Genomic DNA, 15,621 nt, shown 5'->3' on the forward strand with positions numbered 1-15,621 from the left:
ACGCCGCCCCCGCACGCAGCCACGCCGGCGAGCAGCATGTCGACGTCGTGCACGAGCGCCTGCAGGCCGAGGCCATTCAGGCAACGGATGTCGACGGGGTGAGCTTCGGCGACCTCGGTCTCGGTGACAACATCGTCCGCACCCTCGCCGACCTCGGCGCGGCGACCCCGTTCGTCATCCAGGCGGCGACGATCCCCGAGATCATCGCCGGTCGCGACGTTCTCGCCCGCGGGCGCACCGGCTCGGGAAAGACCATCGCCTTCGGCGCCCCGCTCGTCGAGAACGTGCTGCGCCAGCAGGCCGGCGTGCGTCGCGAGTTCGGTCGCAAGCCCAAGGCCCTCATCCTCGCTCCCACGCGCGAGCTCGCGCTGCAGATCGACCGCACCATCCAGCCGATCGCCCGCAGCGTCGGGCTCTTCACCACGCAGATCTACGGCGGCGTGCCCCAGGCGCGTCAGGTCGGTGCGCTCAAGAAGGGCGTCGACATCATCATCGGCACGCCCGGCCGCATCGAGGACCTCATCAACCAGGGCAAGCTCGACCTCTCCGACGTCAGCGTCGCGGTGCTCGATGAGGCCGACCACATGTGCGAGCTCGGATTCCTCGAGCCCGTGCAGCGGATCCTGCGCGAAACAGCCGACGGCTCGCAGAAGCTGCTCTTCTCGGCGACGCTCGACCGCGAGGTCTCGGCGCTCGTCGACGAGTTCCTCGTGGAGCCCGCCGTGCACGAGGTCGCCGGTGAAGACCAGGCCTCCAGCACGATCGAGCACCTCGTGCTCGTGATCGAGCACCGCGACAAGGCCGAGATCCTCGACCAGCTCGTCGACCGCGAGGGCAAGACGCTCGTCTTCGCCCGCACCCGCGCCTACGCCGAGATGCTCGCCGAGCAGTTCGACGACGCCGGCATCGCGGCGGTCGCGCTGCACGGTGACCTCAACCAGCAGAAGCGCACGCGCAACCTCGAGCGCCTCACCTCGGGCCGGGTCAGCGTGCTCGTCGCTACCGACGTCGCCGCGCGCGGCATCCACGTCGACGACATCGATCTCGTCATCCAGGCCGACGCCCCCGACGAGTACAAGACCTACCTGCATCGCTCCGGCCGCACCGGACGCGCGGGCAAGACCGGTCGCGTCGTGACCCTCATCACGCGTCAGCGCCAGCGTCGCATGAACGAGATGCTCGAGCGGGCCGAGATCGAGGCGCCGTTCGAGAACGTTCGCCCCGGCGACGACACGATCGAGCAGCTCGCGGGTCGGATGACGACCGCCGATCTGACGGCATAGGTTCGCGCCAGCGCGCATAACTCCTGCAAGAGCACCGCGAGCGGCCCGGAAACGGGTCACTCGCGGCGCTTTTCGTGCGGGATGCAGGAGTTATGCGCACGCGGGCGGAACCCCGCGACCCCACCGGCCGCGGATACTCAGAACAGCGTGGCGGGCCCCGGCTCCGAGACGGGAGCTGCGCGGCCCGTCGCGATGATGCGGGAGCGGGCGGCCAGACCCGAGACCGGCGCCCCGCGCGCGGCGTCGTTCTCGGCGCGACCGTCGAGCCCGTGCACCCGCAGCAAGGGTCGGACCCGCCTGGTCAGCCACGTGCGGTACGCCTTCGGCGCCTCGACGGATGCACCGGGGTAGAGGCCGAGGTACGACGAGACGAGCTCCGGATGCTCCCTGCCGAGCCACTGCATGAACCACGGCTTCACGCCGGGCCGGAGGTGCAGGGAGCCGAAGACGACGCGGGTCGCACCGGATTCCTTGATGCGGCGCAGGGCGTCATCGAGCGCGGCGATCGAGTCCGTCAGGTGCGGCAGGATCGGCATCAGGAAGACTGTCACCCCGAACCCCGCTTCGGTGGCCGCGCGCACCGTGTCGAGCCGCGCCTGGGCAGTCGGGGTTCCGGGCTCGATCGTCTTCTGCAGCTGATCGTCGAACACGGCGATCGACATCGCGAGGCTGACGCGCACGTGTTGCGCGGCATCCGCCAGCAGCGGAAGGTCGCGGCGGAGGAGCGTTCCCTTCGTGAGGATCGAGAACGGCGTGTCTGAACCGGCGAGCGCCCCGACGATGTCGGGCATCAGCTTGTACCGTCCTTCGGCGCGCTGATACGGGTCGGTGTTCGTGCCCAGCATGACGGGGGCGTGCGTCCACGACCCGCGCCGCAGCTCCTTCTGCAGCACCTCGGCGACGTTGATCTTCACGACGACCTGCGTGTCGAAGTCGTGACCCCCGTCGAGGTCGAGGTACTCGTGCGTTCCGCGAGCGAAGCAGTATACGCACGCATGGCTGCAGCCCCGGTACGGGTTCACCGTCCAGTCGAAGGGCATGCGAGAGGCGCCCGGCACGTGGTTCAGAGCGGACTTGCACATCACTTCGTGGAACGTGACGCCCGCGAACTCCGGCGTCGTCACCGACCGGACGAGGCCGTCGAGGCGCTCGAGGCCCGGCAGGGCCGCGGCATCCGCCACGCCGAGTTCCTGTCCTCGCCAACGCATGCTCCATTGGAACAGATGTACGAAACAAGGTCAAGCGTGATGCGCAGAAAACTTCGAAGTACCCCTCTGCTCACTGGGCGCGAAGTGCGGGTCGTGGTGCCGGCGACCCGCAGTTTGCGACGAGCGAGGCGGTTGCGGGGTCTTGCTCGCCCCTCAGTTCACTGGGCGCGATGTGTGGGTGGTGGTGGCGGCGACCCGCAGTTTGTGACGAGTGAGGCGGGTGAGGAGCAGGCCACCCAGAACGAGGGCGGCCAGCGCTGCAGCGGCGGAACCGCCGATCGCTGTGCCGTTCACTCCCGTGGTCGCCAGACCGGACCGCTCGGTCGATGAGCCGCTGCCCACACCCGAACCCCCGCTGCCCGGACCGGCACCGCCAGTGCCTGAACCGGAACCACCGCTGCCGGCACCGGCCGTCGGCATGGTGACCGAGTCGACATTGGATGCCGCGCCCGCGCCCACTGTGTTCAGGGCGATCACCCGATACGAGTACTGCGTGCCCGCTGCGACCGTCGCGTCGCTGTAACCGGTCGCCGTGGAGGCGCTGTCGGCGACGAGCACGGTGAATGGCCCGCCGTCGGTGCTGCGCTCGATCCGGTACCCCGTGACCGCGGTGCCGCCATCCGATGCCGGCGCGGACCACGTGAGGGCGATCGCCGCGCCGGTGAGGGTGGCGTCGAGGTTCAACGGGGCCGACGGTGCGACCGGGACCGCGGCGATGACGATCGTGTACGCCTGCGTGGCCGTCGAGGCGATGCCGCTCACGCTGCTGGAGGCGGTCACCGTGAAGGGGTAGCTTCCGACGGTGGTTGGGACGCCGGTGATGGCACCGGTCGCGGGGTCCAGGGTCAGCCCGGGCGGGAGTGTTCCCGTCGTGACCGCGAGCGTCGGGGCCGGGGATCCCGTGGCGGCGATAGCCCCCGCATACGCGGTGTCTTCGGTGCCGTTCGGCAAGGTGGTCGTGGTGATCGTCGGGAACGTGTCGAGCGCGATGACGGATACGTTGCCCGCGCCCAGGTTCGCCACGTACGCGAACAGGCTGTCCGGGCTGGTCGCGATGCTCCTGGGGCCGTCGCCGACGGCGATGGTGGAGGCGAGAGTGTTGGTGGCCGTGTCGATCACCGAGACGGTGTCAGAGTTCAGGTTGCTGACGTAGGCCCGCGTGCCGTCGGCGGTGACGCTGACGCTGGAGGGGTTGTCACCGACGGGAATGGTTCCGGTGACCGTGTTTGTCACCGGGTCGATGATCACCAGGCTGTCGCTGCCGGCCCGAGTGCCGTAGAGCACGGACCCATCGGGCGTGAACGCCAGCGAGCCGAGACGGTTGGTGTTTCCACCCGTCAGCACGGTCCCGACGATGGTGTTCGTCGCGGCATCGATCACCGAGACGTTGAACGACGTGGGACTGAAGTGGGCGACGTAGACCTGTGACCCGTCGGGCGATATCGCGATCGCGCGAGTGCTTGGGGGGGCTGCCACGGTTGCCATGACCGTGTTGGTCGCGGTGTCGATGACGGCTACCGGGGGAGTGAAGGCCGTGTCCGTGTGCGTGACGTACGCGCGCGTTCCGTCGGGGGAGACCGCCACGGAGATAGGAGAATCCAGCACGGGCACCGTCGCCACCACCGCAAGGTCTGCGGCATTGATCACGGTCACCGAGTCGTTCGGAGCGCTCGGGACGTAGAGACGGGTGCCGTCAGGGGAGACCGCGACCGAGGTGGGCACGACTCCGATCGAGACAGTATCGATCACCGCATCGGTCGCCGTATCGATGCGCGTAACGCTTCCCGTACCATCCACCACGTACACGCGAGTCCCATCGGGCGAAATGACGAGACTCCTCTCGTGCCCCGCCGACGGGACGCCCGGAATCGTGTCGACAACCGTGTCGGCGAACGCAGCCGTCGGAACACCGACCGCGAGGGCAATCGCAGCGATCACTGCCGTCCCTCCGGCGAAGAATCGTGAACGTCTCCGCCGACGAGCGGCCGAATCTCTGCGCGGCATGCAGTCTGTCTCCTTGGTCGACAGGCGCGGGTCCCCCCGAACCGAGTCCATACAACCACGCGGAGTGATGCGGGTGATCTCCCTTCACCCCACCTCTCACCCGATGGGCGCGATGTGCGGGTGGTGGGGGCGGTGACCCGCCGTTTGCGACGAGCGAGCGGGGATGGTGCTCGGCCCGGTTGCTCGCTGGGGGCGATGTGCGGGTGCGGGTGACAGCGACCCGCAATTTGCGATGAGCGAGGCCGGGATGACGAGCGAGGCCGGAGGCGGTGAGCTGCGTACAGGCGCGCGGGGGAGAATGGGCGGGTGACGGTCCCGGGTTCACAACACGCGGCCCGACCGCGCCCGACGGGCCGGCTCTGGGCGGCGGTGGCGTTCGCGCTCGCACTGGTGGGAACGGCCGCGACCGCGATCGCGCTCGCCGCCCCCGACACCCCGCCCTCCGCCCCCGCCGCGTCGGACCCGCCACCGCCGCTCCCCGAGGGGGCCACGGCCCTGCCGCCGCCGACCGTGACGGCGGTGCCGGCGGCCGCATCGATCTGCGGGCTCCCCGACGTCCTGGCCGGGCTCGCCGCGGGCGACGACGGCGCCGTCATCGCGGCGAGCGGGGGTGCCTTCGCGTTCCGCCAGGCGATCGCCGCAGGCTCGGCCCCGTGCATACCGCTCGCCGACCCCGCGCACGTCTGGGTCGTCGTCAACAAGCAGCGGCCGTGCGACCCGATCGACTTCTCGCCCAGCGGCCTGGGGTTGCCCGCGGGGGTGCGCAATCTCGGCGACACCGAGCTGCGGGTGGATGCCGGAGCCGACCTCGCGCAGCTGCTGGCTGCCTCGGCGACTGCGGGCGCCGGCGAGGTCGGGCTCGACAGCGGGTTCCGGTCGTTCTCGATGCAGCGCTCCACGTACAACGCACAGGTTCGCGCCCGAGGTGTCGCCGGAGCCGACCTGATCAGCGCCCGCCCCGGGTTCAGCGAGCACCAGACGGGGCTCGCGGCCGATGTCGTGGCGTGCGCCGGGGGCTGTGGCAGCATCGAGGAGTTCGCGGCGACCGCCCAGGGCGCGTGGATCGCCGCCCACGCATGGGAGCACGGCTGGATCGTGCGCTACGAGGACGGGCAGACCCCGGTCACCGGCTATCAGCCCGAGCCATGGCACCTGCGGTACGTCGGCCGGGAGCTCGCCCGGGCCTACCACGACGGTGGATTCCGCACGCTGGAGGAGTTCTTCGGGTTGCCCGCAGCCCCCGGCTACGCCCCTTAGCGGCATCCCACAAACGCGGTACTCAGTTTCACGATCGTGAGATGCAATCCCACAGCGTGAAACGCGGCGGCGGAACTCGGGCCTAGAATCGATGCGGCGGCGCGGCCCCTTCTACAGACTCAGGGACCGAGGAAAGTCGCCTCGGCACACAGGAGGCACGGCATGGACCGCGACATCTACGACGAAGACCACGACGCATTCCGCGACATGGTGAAGGAGTTCGTCAAGCGCTACGTCACCAACGAGGCACGCGAGAAGTGGGATGCCGAGGGCGAGATCGATCGCGCGACGATGCGTGCCGCCGGCGAGGCGGGAATCCTCGGCCTCGCGGTGCCGGAGGAATTCGGCGGCGCGGGCATGCTGCAGGACTACCGCTTCCGGGCGATCGTCAACGAGGAAGTCATCCGCGCCGGTGCCGGATCGCTCGCCGGGGCCCTCGGCATCCAGGACGACCTCGCCATTCCGTACCTCGTGCACATGGGCACGCAGGCGCAGAAGGAGAAGTGGCTCCCCGGCATGGCGACCGGCGAGATCATCGGCGCGCTCGCGATGACCGAGCCCGGAGCGGGCAGCGACCTGCGCGGCGCGAAGACCACCGCGAAGAAGGTGGACGGCGGCTATCTCGTCAATGGCGCGAAGACGTTCATCTCGAGCGGCAAGACGGCCGACCTCATCGTCACGTTCGTCAAGACCGGAGAGGGCAACCGCCCCGACGCCTTCAGCCTCATCCTCATCGAGAACGGCATGGAGGGCTTCGAGCACGGCAAGAAGCTCCACAAGATGGGCTTCCAGGGCCACGACACCGCCGAGCTCTCGTTCACCGACGTCTTCGTGCCCGACGAGAACCTCATCGGCGGCGAAGCCGGCCACGGATTCATCCAGCTGATGAAGAACCTGCCGCTGGAGCGCCTGTCGATCGGCGTGGCCGCGGCCGCCGCCGCCCAGGCGGGCTTCGAATGGACCCTGGCCTACACGAAGGACCGCGAGAGCTTCGGGCAGCGGATCGCCGACTTCCAGAACACGCGCTTCCGCCTCGCCGACATCGCGACCACCGTCGACGTGCTGTGGGCCTATCTCGACCGCGCGATGCTGCTCTACAAGGACGGCAAGCTGACGGCCGAGGAGGCCGCGAAGGTCAAGTTCTGGGCCACGGAGCGCGAGTGGGAAGTGCTCGACACGTGCGTTCAGCTGCACGGCGGCTACGGGTACATCACCGAATACCCGATCGCCCGCGCGTTCCTCGACGCCCGCGTGCACCGCATCTACGGCGGCACGAACGAGATCATGCGCGAGATCGTCGGCCGCCAGCTGGCGGGCAAGAAGTAGCCCGCGCGATCCATCCCATCGCCCGAGAAACGACGAATCGGCCGAGACACTGCGCAATGCACGATGTCTCGGCCGATTCGTCGTTTCTCGAGGGGGGCGGCTCTCAGTCCGTGGTGGTCCGCGCGGGTGGCGGGGACGCGGGGGACGCGGGTGAGGGGACGGATGCCGCGGGCTTCGGGCGGCGCCGCGCGGTGCGCGCGACCCCGGCGTCGCGCAGCCGGTCGGCGATGAGGATGCCGAGCGCCGTCGCCCCGACGGTGCTCGCGGCGGTGAGCGCCACGAACGCGATCTGCAGGCCGAGGGGCATCGACCCGAGGTCGAAGCTGACCCACGCCAGGACGGGATAGACGGCCGCCACGACGATCGCGCCCGCGTAGTGCTGCCACGTCGCCCAGAAGCGGTACAGCACGATCAGGAACGGCAGCTCGGCGAAGAACGCCCACCACACGTTCGTCGCGACGCTGCCGAAGCCGTAGCCCGAGAACGGGACGATGACGAGCCCCGAGATCACGCCCACGAGCAGCCCGACCAAGGGCCGCTGCAGCAGGCGGAGCGCGACGACGGCGGGCAGCAGCCACAGGCCCGCAACGGCCACGGCGGCGAAGGGCACCGAGGCGAACAGCACCGTCGACATCCAGTTCGCCGGGACCAGCAGGATGCCGCCGGCCACTCCGATCGCGGCGCAGGTCAGCAGGATCGCGGTGGGTGCGTTCTTCATCGGCTCGTCTCCTTCTGGTGCGCCGCCTCGTTCGTGCGCTGCGCGGCATGGCCGGTGCGCCAGTACCCGCAGAAGCTGACGAGGTTCTTGTCGACGCCGCGATCGCCCACGAGGTGGCGGCGCGCGCCGGTCGGCAGCGCCTGCTCGCCCACGATGTACGCGTGGAAATCCCCATCGGGGAGGGCGGCGGCCCGCAGGGCGTCGAGCGCGAGCTCGCCCGGTTTGCGCCGGGCGTCGCGGTCGCGGATGACCCACTGGATGCCTACGCCGACCGGTCGCGTGAACTCCAGCGCGTCGTCCTGGCTCGGAACCTCGATGATCGCGATGCCCTTCGCGTCGGCGGGGAGGCTCGCGCAGATGCCGGCGATCGCCGGGAGCCCGGTCTCGTCCGAGACGAGCACGACCGAGCGCACTCCGCGCTCGGGGTTGAAGGCGAGCCCCTCGTCGATGATGACGACGCTCTCGCCGGGCGCGCACGTCTCCGCCCAGGAGGATGCCGGACCGGCCGTGCCCTCGGCGGCCGTGCCGTGCAGCACGAAGTCGACGTCGAGCTCGGCGGCGCCACTCGTGCCGTGCCCCGACGCATCCGTCGCCGGACGGAACGCGCGCACGGTGTAGTTGCGCATCACCGGCCGGACGCCCTCGGGGATCCGCAGATACTTGAGGTACCCGAGCGTCTTGTTCGCCTTGGCGGGGATGCGGCCGAGCCCTTCGTCGCCGCCGACGGGCAGGAACAGCCGGAACCACTGGTCGTAGCCCATCGGCACGAAGCGGTGGATGTCGCCGCCGCCGAGGGTCACGCGCACCCAGTGCGGGGCCAGGCGTTCGGTGCGCAGCACGGTGAGGTGGATCAGGCCCTGGTCTGCGGGCTTGACCATTTTGCTCATGATGGCCATCGGCCGTCCTTTCGGGTGGATGTCGGCATCAGCCGAGCTGCCAGGGAAACCAGTACCAGAGGACGGCAGCGGATGCCGCCCAGAAGAGCACGATGAACACGACGTCGCGGCCGCGGAAGGGCACGAGGTAGCGCTCCGTGCGCGTCGCATGAGCGCCGAAGGCGCGCGCATCCATTGCCAGCGCGACGCGTTCGGCGTGCCGGATCGCGCCCGCGAGCAGCGGCACGACGTAGCCCCAGGCGCGGGCGAGCCGCGAGAAGGGTCCTGGTCCGCCGTGGTGCCCCCGCACGCGGTGCGCCGCGCGGATCACCTCGAGCTCGTGCCCGAAGCGGGGCACGAAGCGGTAGGCGGCGAGGGCGGTGTAGCCGATGCGGTACGGCACGCGCAGCTGCTGGACGCTTGCCCGCACGAGGTCGGGGCCGGTCGTCGTGACGCCGCCGATGAGCGCGAGCGAGAGGATCGCGGCGAGCCGCAGCGATGTCGCGAAGCCGATCTCGAGCGCACCGGCGTAGAGCACCCAGTTCCCGATGCCGAGCACCTCTGCGGTCGCGTCCACGCGCGCGGCATCGACCCAGATCGAGAAGCCGCAGCCGACGAGCACGATCCCCGCGGGGACGGCGAGGAACAGCAGGGCACCCAGGCGGCGCGTGAGGCGCGCGCCGGCGAGCACGATGAGGTACGCGAGCACGAGGAACGCGACCGGCGTGGCGAGGTCTCGCACGAAGACGAGCGCGATCATCGCGGGGGCGGGCCCGGCGATCTTCGACAGCGGATTGAGCGCATGGAGAAAGCGCGACGACGGTGCGGCGGGGGCGTACGGGTCGAACGCGGTGGTCGTCATGCCGTCACCCCGGGCGTCAGATCGGCGAGGCGGATGGCGCCGCCGAGGCGCGGGATGCCCTGCAGCGCAACGGTGAGGGGCGGCAGCCGGAGTCCCGCGCCCTCGACGAGCGCGACGTCGGCGAAGACATCCGCCGTCCGGCCCGCGGCGCGGATGCGCCCATCCGCCATCAGCACGGTGTGGCTCGCGTACTCGGCGACCAGCTGCATGTCGTGCGTGACGACGATCACCGTCGTGCCCTCCGCGTTGAGCGTCCGCAGCAGGCGGAGCAGCTCGTCGGCGCGGGCGCGGTCCTGCCCGAACGTCGGCTCATCGAGCGCGAGGATGGGGGCACCCGCGATGAGCGCGGTGCCCACCGAGAGCCGGCGCTTCTGGCCGCCCGACAGCAAGAACGGGTGCGTCCCGGCCTTGTCGGCGAGCCCGAAGCGCTCGAGCAGCTCGTCGACGCGGGCCGTCACCTCCGCGTCGGGGGCGTGACGCAGGCGGAGCCCGTGCGCGAGTTCGTCGAAGACCGTGTTGGCGATGAACTGGTGTTCGGGGTTCTGGAAGACGAAACCGATGCGCGCCGCCAGCTCGCGCGGCGAGGCCCTGCCGGGGTCGATCTCGCCCACCCGCACGCGTCCGCGCGGCGGCGGGAGCACGCCCGCGATGGCCTGCACGAGCGTGGTCTTGCCCGCGCCGTTCGCGCCGACGACCGCGACGAACGATCCCTCCGCGATGTCGAGGTCGATCTCGTGCAGCACCGGCCGGCGGTGCCGGGTGACCGTGAGGTTGCGCACCGAGATGAGGGCGGTGGATGCCGGGGGCGCGGGCATCGATACCGCCATGGACGTCGATCCGGCCGGGGGCATCGATCGGGGGGTGGTCGAGACGGCCGAGGCGGGAGTGACGGCAGGGGTGGGCGTGAGTGCGGGCGCAAGGCTGGGGGCTGGTGCCTCGGCCTCCGGCGCCGCGAGCGCCGCGCGCAGGGCGGCCGGCGTGAGGGGGAGCGGCTCCATCGCGAATCCGGCATCCCGCAGCCGCAGCGCGGCGAGCGTCGCGGTGGGGAGCCACACGCCCATGCGCACGAGTTCGTCGGCGTTCTCGCGCAGGACCGGTCCCACGGGGCCGTCGAACACGACCCTGCCCGACTGGTCGAGCACGACGGCACGGTCCACGAAGGGGATGGCGGCGTCGAGGTTGTGCTCGATCAGCACGATCGCCCGGTCGCCGCCGGCGACGACCTCCGCGAGGGCGGCATAGACGTCTTCGATGCCGACCGGATCGAGGTTGGCCGTCGGTTCGTCGAGCACCAGCAGCGGCGACCCCATCGCGAGGGCGCAGGCGATCGCGAGACGCTGGCGGCCGCCACCCGACAGCCGGTCGGGGTTCCACGAGCGGCGGTCCCAGAGTCCGACGCGGCGCAGGGCCGCCTCGGTGCGCTCGAGCACATCGGCCACCGGCATCCGGAGATTTTCGAGACCGAACGCGACCTCGTCGAGCACCGAGCCGGTGAACAGCTGCGCGTCGGGATCTTGGAAGACCATCGCGACGCGCGTGCTGAGCTCGGCGACAGGGGTTTCGGATGCCACGAGGCCGTCGACCGTGACCGTGCCTCCGACATCGGCCGGCAGCGCGTGCGGAATGAGCCCGTTCAGCGTGAGCGCCAGCGTCGACTTGCCAGACCCGCTCGGGCCGAGCACGAGCGCGACTTCGCCCATCCGGACCTCGAAGGTCGCATGCGCCGGGGTCGGCTGCGAGGCGCCCTCGTGACGCACCGAGACGCCGTCCAGCCGCAGCAGCGGTGCGTCGACATGCGCAGGCGGCGCTGCTGCCGCCGGCGGAGCGGCGGGCTCGGGCGTTGTCATTGGCGAGGGGTTCCCAGCGAGAGGAGGAAGTGAGTCAGACCTAACTTAGCCGACCCTAACCTCGCGCCGCTAAAGCTTTCACCCGGGCGTCGCGCCCTAGCCTCGCGCCATCCCGACGAGATCCTTCCCGACCGGATCCTTCCCGACGGGGATTCAGCCGCCGGTGCGGGTCCGTGCGACACCGGCGCGGCGGAGCGCCGCCGCGATCGCGAGCCCCACGACGGTCCACGCGGCGGGCGAGACCAGGAACAACGCCAGGTAGACGATCTGCGCTCCCACGGGGAACTGCCCGACGTCGGCGGCGAGACCGATCGTCGCGGCGAGCACTGCCCCGATTACGAGAGCCGAGACGATGAACCGCCAGGGCTCCCACCGGCGATAGCGGCTGAGCGCCGCCACCCCCTCCTGGATGCCGCCGATGAGGATGGCGGTGCCGAGAAACCGCGGTGTCCATTGCGGGGCGAGGGCGCTCGCGACGAGCGCCGCGATCAGGTGCGTGACGAGCGCGACCCACGCCTGTCGCAGGAGCGCCTGGGCGACGACCCCCGGCAGAACGTGCGCTCCCAGAATGAGTCCGTAGAACAGGGGCAATCCCGCCGCGACGGCGACGCTCAGGTAGCCCGCGCCGGCCGACAGGAGGCCTGTTGCGACCCCGATGGCCGCGCAAGTGAGCAGAACGCGCGTCGAGAGGGAGGGATGCTGAGCCACCTGCTCAGCCTACTGGGGGTCATGGACGGATGAGAGGCTTCTCATCCAGCTTAGAGTTCCCTGTGAGTTACGTTGGCCTTCGTGCGCCCAGGACGTCGCACGATCTTCCCTCACCACAACACTGAGGAGCTCACGAATGGGTCGCACCACCCTCCGAGCAGCAGCGGTCGTCACACTCGCCGCACTGTTCGCCGGCACCGCAGCAACAGCCACATATGCCGCAGAGCCAGAGGGGGTGACAGCACCCACACCGGTCGATCTCGCCGCCGGCCGCTACATCGTGCTTCTCGACGAAGCCCCGGCCGCGACATACGACGGCGGCGAGGCGGGCCTCGCCCCGACCCAGCCCGACGAGGGCGAGAAGCTCGATGCCTCCTCCTCGGCTGTCAAGAAGTACTCGTCGTTTCTCACCGATCGGCAGCGGGATGTCGCCGCCTCGGCCGGCGTCACTCCGGATGGCAACCTGACCATCACGCTGAACGGCTTCACCGCCAACCTCACGGCCCAGCAGGCCGCGAAGCTCGCCGCCAAGAGCGGCGTCTCGGCGGTCGTCCCCGACGAGATCCTGCACCCGGACGCGATGCCCTCCACCGAATTCCTCGGCCTCGAGGGCGACAACGGCGTGTGGAACGCCGTGGGCGGCGTCGATGCCGCCGGCGCCGGCACGGTCGTCGGCGTCATCGACACCGGCATCGCCCCGGAGAACCCGTCGTTCGCGGGCTCGCCGCTGGGCACGACGGCCGGCCCCGATCCGTACCTCGTGGGGAACGTCGTGCACTACGCCAAGGCCGATGGCGGCGTCTTCACGAGCGAGCGCGTCTCCGGCGAGGCCTGGAACAACGACGACTACTCCACGAAGCTCGTCGGTGCGAAGTTCTTCAGCGAGGGCGCCGCCGCCACCGGGTACGACTTCGGATCCGATTTCCTGTCGCCGCGCGACGGCGACGGGCACGGCTCGCACACGGCCAGCACCGCGGCGGGCAACAACGCCGTGCCCGCGAGCGTGGGGGGCGTGGACTTCGGCGCCATCTCGGGCGTCGCACCGGCCGCGAAGGTCGCCGCGTACAAGGCGTGCTTCGTCGGCCCCGACCCGCTCGTCACGAGCGACGACATCTGCGCGCTCAGCGACCTGATGTCGGCGATCAATGCGGCGGTGAAAGACGGGGTCGACGTCATCAACTACTCGATCGGCGGCGGAGCCGCCACATCGACGTTCGCCACCGAGGACCGTGCCTTCCTCGCCGCCGCGGCGGCGGGCATCTTCGTCGCCGTCAGCGCGGGCAACGACGGCCCCGGCGCATCGACCGCCGACCACGCGTCGCCCTGGTACACGACGGTCGCGGCATCCACCATTCCCACCTACGAGGGAACCGTGACGCTTCCGGGCGGGTTCATCGCCGCGGGCGCCTCCGTTTCGGTGCCCTTCGGCGAGGAGATCACCGCGCCGGTCGTCTATGCGGGCGACGCCAAACTGGCGGCGGCCGACGCGGCGGAGGCGAGCCTCTGCTACCTCGACACGCTCGACCCGGCGCTGGTCACCGGCAAGATCGTCGTCTGCGACCGCGGCTCGAACGCCCGCGTCGAGAAGTCGCAGGCGGTCGCCGAGGCCGGTGGCGTCGGAATGATCCTCGTCAACGTCACACCCGGCTCGCTCGACAACGACTTCCACTCGGTGCCGACCGTGCACATCCAGAGCACGTTCCGCACGGCGCTGCTCGCCGCCGTGCAGGCGCCCGGAGGAACGACGGCCACGCTGCACGGTGAGAACATCACCGGTGTCGAGACCCCGACCCCCGTCGTCGCGGGCTTCTCGAGCCGCGGGCCCATGCTCGCCGACGGCAGCGACATCCTGAAGCCGGACGTCTCCGCTCCCGGCGTCGCGATCCTCGCGGCCACGCACAACCCGGAGGGCGAGGAGCCAACGTTCGGCTTCAAGTCGGGCACGTCGATGTCGTCGCCGCAGGTCGCCGGTCTCGCCGCGCTCTATCTCGGCGAACGACCCAAGGCGACCCCCGGCGAGATCAAGTCTGCGCTCATGACCACCGCGTACGACACGGTGAACGACGACGGCTCGGAGAGCACCGACCCGTTCGCCCAGGGCGCCGGTCATGTCGACCCGACCAGGTACTTCGACGCCGGTCTGATCTACGACAACGGTCTTCCGGAGTGGCTGCAATACCTGCAGGGCAAGGAGCTCTACGACTCCGGCTCCGAACCGATCGACGGGAGCGACCTCAACCTCGCATCCATCGCGATCGGATCGCTGTCGGGACCGCAGACGGTGACGCGCACCGTGCGGGCCACGACGGCCGGCACCTACGCCGCATCCGTCGACCTGCCCGGCTTCACCGCCGTCGTCGAGCCCGCGTCGATCACCCTCGCGGAAGGCGCCAAGGCCACGTTCACCGTGACCTTCACGAAGACCACGGCGCCGGCCGAGGAATGGGGGACGGGCTTCCTGACGTGGACCGGCCCCGAGACGGTCCGCTCGCCGATCGCGCTGTTCCCAGTCACGGCCGACGCGCCGGCCGAGGTCACGGGAACGGGCGTCACGGGCAGCACGGATGTCGAGATCATCCCCGGCGTGAGCGGTGACCTGCCGCTAAACCTCGGTGGGCTCGCCCCGGCCGTGCTGCAGACCGACCCCGAGTTCCCGGCCGTGCCCGGCCACTCGGGCGATGAGAACTCCTTCTATGCGGAGGGCGACCCGGGCGCCGAGGACTACAACGCCTACTTCGTCGTCGACGTGCCGGAAGGCAGCAAGGTCGCACGCTTCGACCTGGCGACGAATGACGAGGAGGGGCTCGACCTCGACCTCTTCGTCTACCGGGTCGTCAGCCCGGAGGTGTGGAGCTACTACGAGCAGTTCACGTCGGCATCGGGCTCGGCCGATGAGGCCGTGCTCCTGCACGACCCGACCCCCGGTACGTACCTCGTGCAGGTGAATCGGTACGCCAGCCAGGGACCGTTCGTGTGGGACCTCACGACCGGCGTCGTCGGTGCCGGGGGCGAGGGGTCGCTGACGGCGACCCCGAACCCGCTGCCCGTGACGGAGTCCGTGCCGGCCACGTACACCCTGTCGTGGTCCGGGCTCGCGCCCGAGACCCGGTACTACGGTGTCGTGCAGTACGGCGACTCTGCGGTCAAGACCATGCTGACCGTGGACTCGGGCCTCGCTCCGCCGGTGAACACGGCGGCACCGACCATCACGGGAACCCCGGCCGTCGGCAAGAAGCTCACCGCGAGCCCCGGCACGTGGGACATGGAAGGGCTGACGTTCTCGTACCAGTGGCTGCGTGACGGACAGCCGATCGAGGGCGCGACCGCGACGACGTACAAGGTGGTCGGCGCCGACCGGGGCACCAGCCTCTCGGTGCGCGTCACGGCGGCCGCCGAGGGCCGGCCGGGCGGGGTCGCCGACAGCGCCGCCGTCTTCGTGAAGTTCGGCTCGTCGACCAAGGTCACGGTCAGCCCGTACATCGGCTCCTCGGCCGCGTCGTTCGCCGTGACGGTCGCGGTCACGCCGACGGGCG

Annotated in this window: 11 protein-coding genes; 4 read left to right on the plus strand and 7 right to left on the minus strand. The window is 70.4% G+C overall.

The genetic code is table 11. From position 1 onward, the window contains the following. On the plus strand, positions 1-1,283 hold a 1,283-nt coding region (locus VNT50_RS02255), incomplete at its 5' end, for a DEAD/DEAH box helicase (RefSeq protein ID WP_325483483.1). A gap of 137 nt (positions 1,284-1,420) precedes the next feature. Here VNT50_RS02255 and VNT50_RS02260 read toward each other — a convergent pair. Together VNT50_RS02260 and VNT50_RS02265 are read right to left on the minus strand one after the other, a co-directional pair. Next, a complete protein-coding gene (locus VNT50_RS02260) occupies positions 1,421-2,491 on the minus strand; it encodes an Rv2578c family radical SAM protein (RefSeq protein WP_325483484.1) in 1,071 nt (356 codons plus the stop codon). 153 nt (positions 2,492-2,644) lie between these two features. Further along, the gene (locus tag VNT50_RS02265) at positions 2,645-4,213 is read right to left on the minus strand and encodes a beta-propeller fold lactonase family protein (RefSeq protein ID WP_325483485.1); all 1,569 of its coding nucleotides are present in this window, start codon (positions 4,211-4,213) and stop codon (positions 2,645-2,647) included. A 588-nt stretch (positions 4,214-4,801) separates the two neighbouring features. Between VNT50_RS02265 and VNT50_RS02270 the strand changes: the two genes are divergently transcribed. After that, positions 4,802-5,752, plus strand: coding sequence for a M15 family metallopeptidase (locus tag VNT50_RS02270; protein WP_325483486.1), 951 nt, complete (start codon positions 4,802-4,804; stop codon positions 5,750-5,752). A 162-nt stretch (positions 5,753-5,914) separates the two neighbouring features. Beyond that, complete coding sequence (locus VNT50_RS02275; protein ID WP_325483487.1) at positions 5,915-7,078, plus strand: acyl-CoA dehydrogenase family protein; 1,164 nt, start codon at positions 5,915-5,917, stop codon at positions 7,076-7,078. 103 nt (positions 7,079-7,181) lie between these two features. Here VNT50_RS02275 and VNT50_RS02280 read toward each other — a convergent pair whose 3' ends face one another. The 5 genes from VNT50_RS02280 to VNT50_RS02300 all read right to left on the minus strand — a co-directional run bounded on the left by VNT50_RS02280 (position 7,182) and on the right by VNT50_RS02300 (position 12,088). After that, on the minus strand, positions 7,182-7,796 hold the full coding sequence (locus VNT50_RS02280; RefSeq protein ID WP_325483488.1) for an ECF transporter S component: 615 nt from the start codon (positions 7,794-7,796) through the stop codon (positions 7,182-7,184). Continuing rightward, positions 7,793-8,683 (minus strand): siderophore-interacting protein, encoded by an 891-nt coding sequence (locus VNT50_RS02285; RefSeq protein WP_325483489.1) that lies wholly within the window; start codon positions 8,681-8,683, stop codon positions 7,793-7,795. The genes VNT50_RS02280 and VNT50_RS02285 overlap by 4 nt, the downstream gene beginning before the upstream one ends. A gap of 37 nt (positions 8,684-8,720) precedes the next feature. Beyond that, positions 8,721-9,533 (minus strand): energy-coupling factor transporter transmembrane component T family protein, encoded by an 813-nt coding sequence (locus VNT50_RS02290; protein ID WP_325483490.1) that lies wholly within the window; start codon positions 9,531-9,533, stop codon positions 8,721-8,723. Continuing rightward, positions 9,530-11,380 carry an ABC transporter ATP-binding protein gene (locus VNT50_RS02295; RefSeq protein ID WP_325483491.1) on the minus strand — a complete coding sequence of 617 codons (1,851 nt, stop codon included), beginning with the start codon at positions 11,378-11,380 and terminating at the stop codon, positions 9,530-9,532. Before VNT50_RS02295 ends, VNT50_RS02290 begins: the two co-directional genes overlap by 4 nt. Positions 11,381-11,533: 153 nt before the next feature. Beyond that, positions 11,534-12,088, minus strand: coding sequence for an ECF transporter S component (locus VNT50_RS02300; RefSeq protein ID WP_325483492.1), 555 nt, complete (start codon positions 12,086-12,088; stop codon positions 11,534-11,536). Positions 12,089-12,224: 136 nt separating this feature from the next. Between VNT50_RS02300 and VNT50_RS02305 the strand changes: the two genes are divergently transcribed. Further along, positions 12,225-15,621, plus strand: a 3,397-nt coding sequence (locus VNT50_RS02305) for a S8 family serine peptidase (RefSeq protein WP_325483493.1), incomplete at its 3' end; no start/stop codon positions are given.

Source organism: Microbacterium sp. (genome assembly GCF_035554235.1).
Lineage (GTDB): Bacteria > Actinomycetota > Actinomycetes > Actinomycetales > Microbacteriaceae > Microbacterium.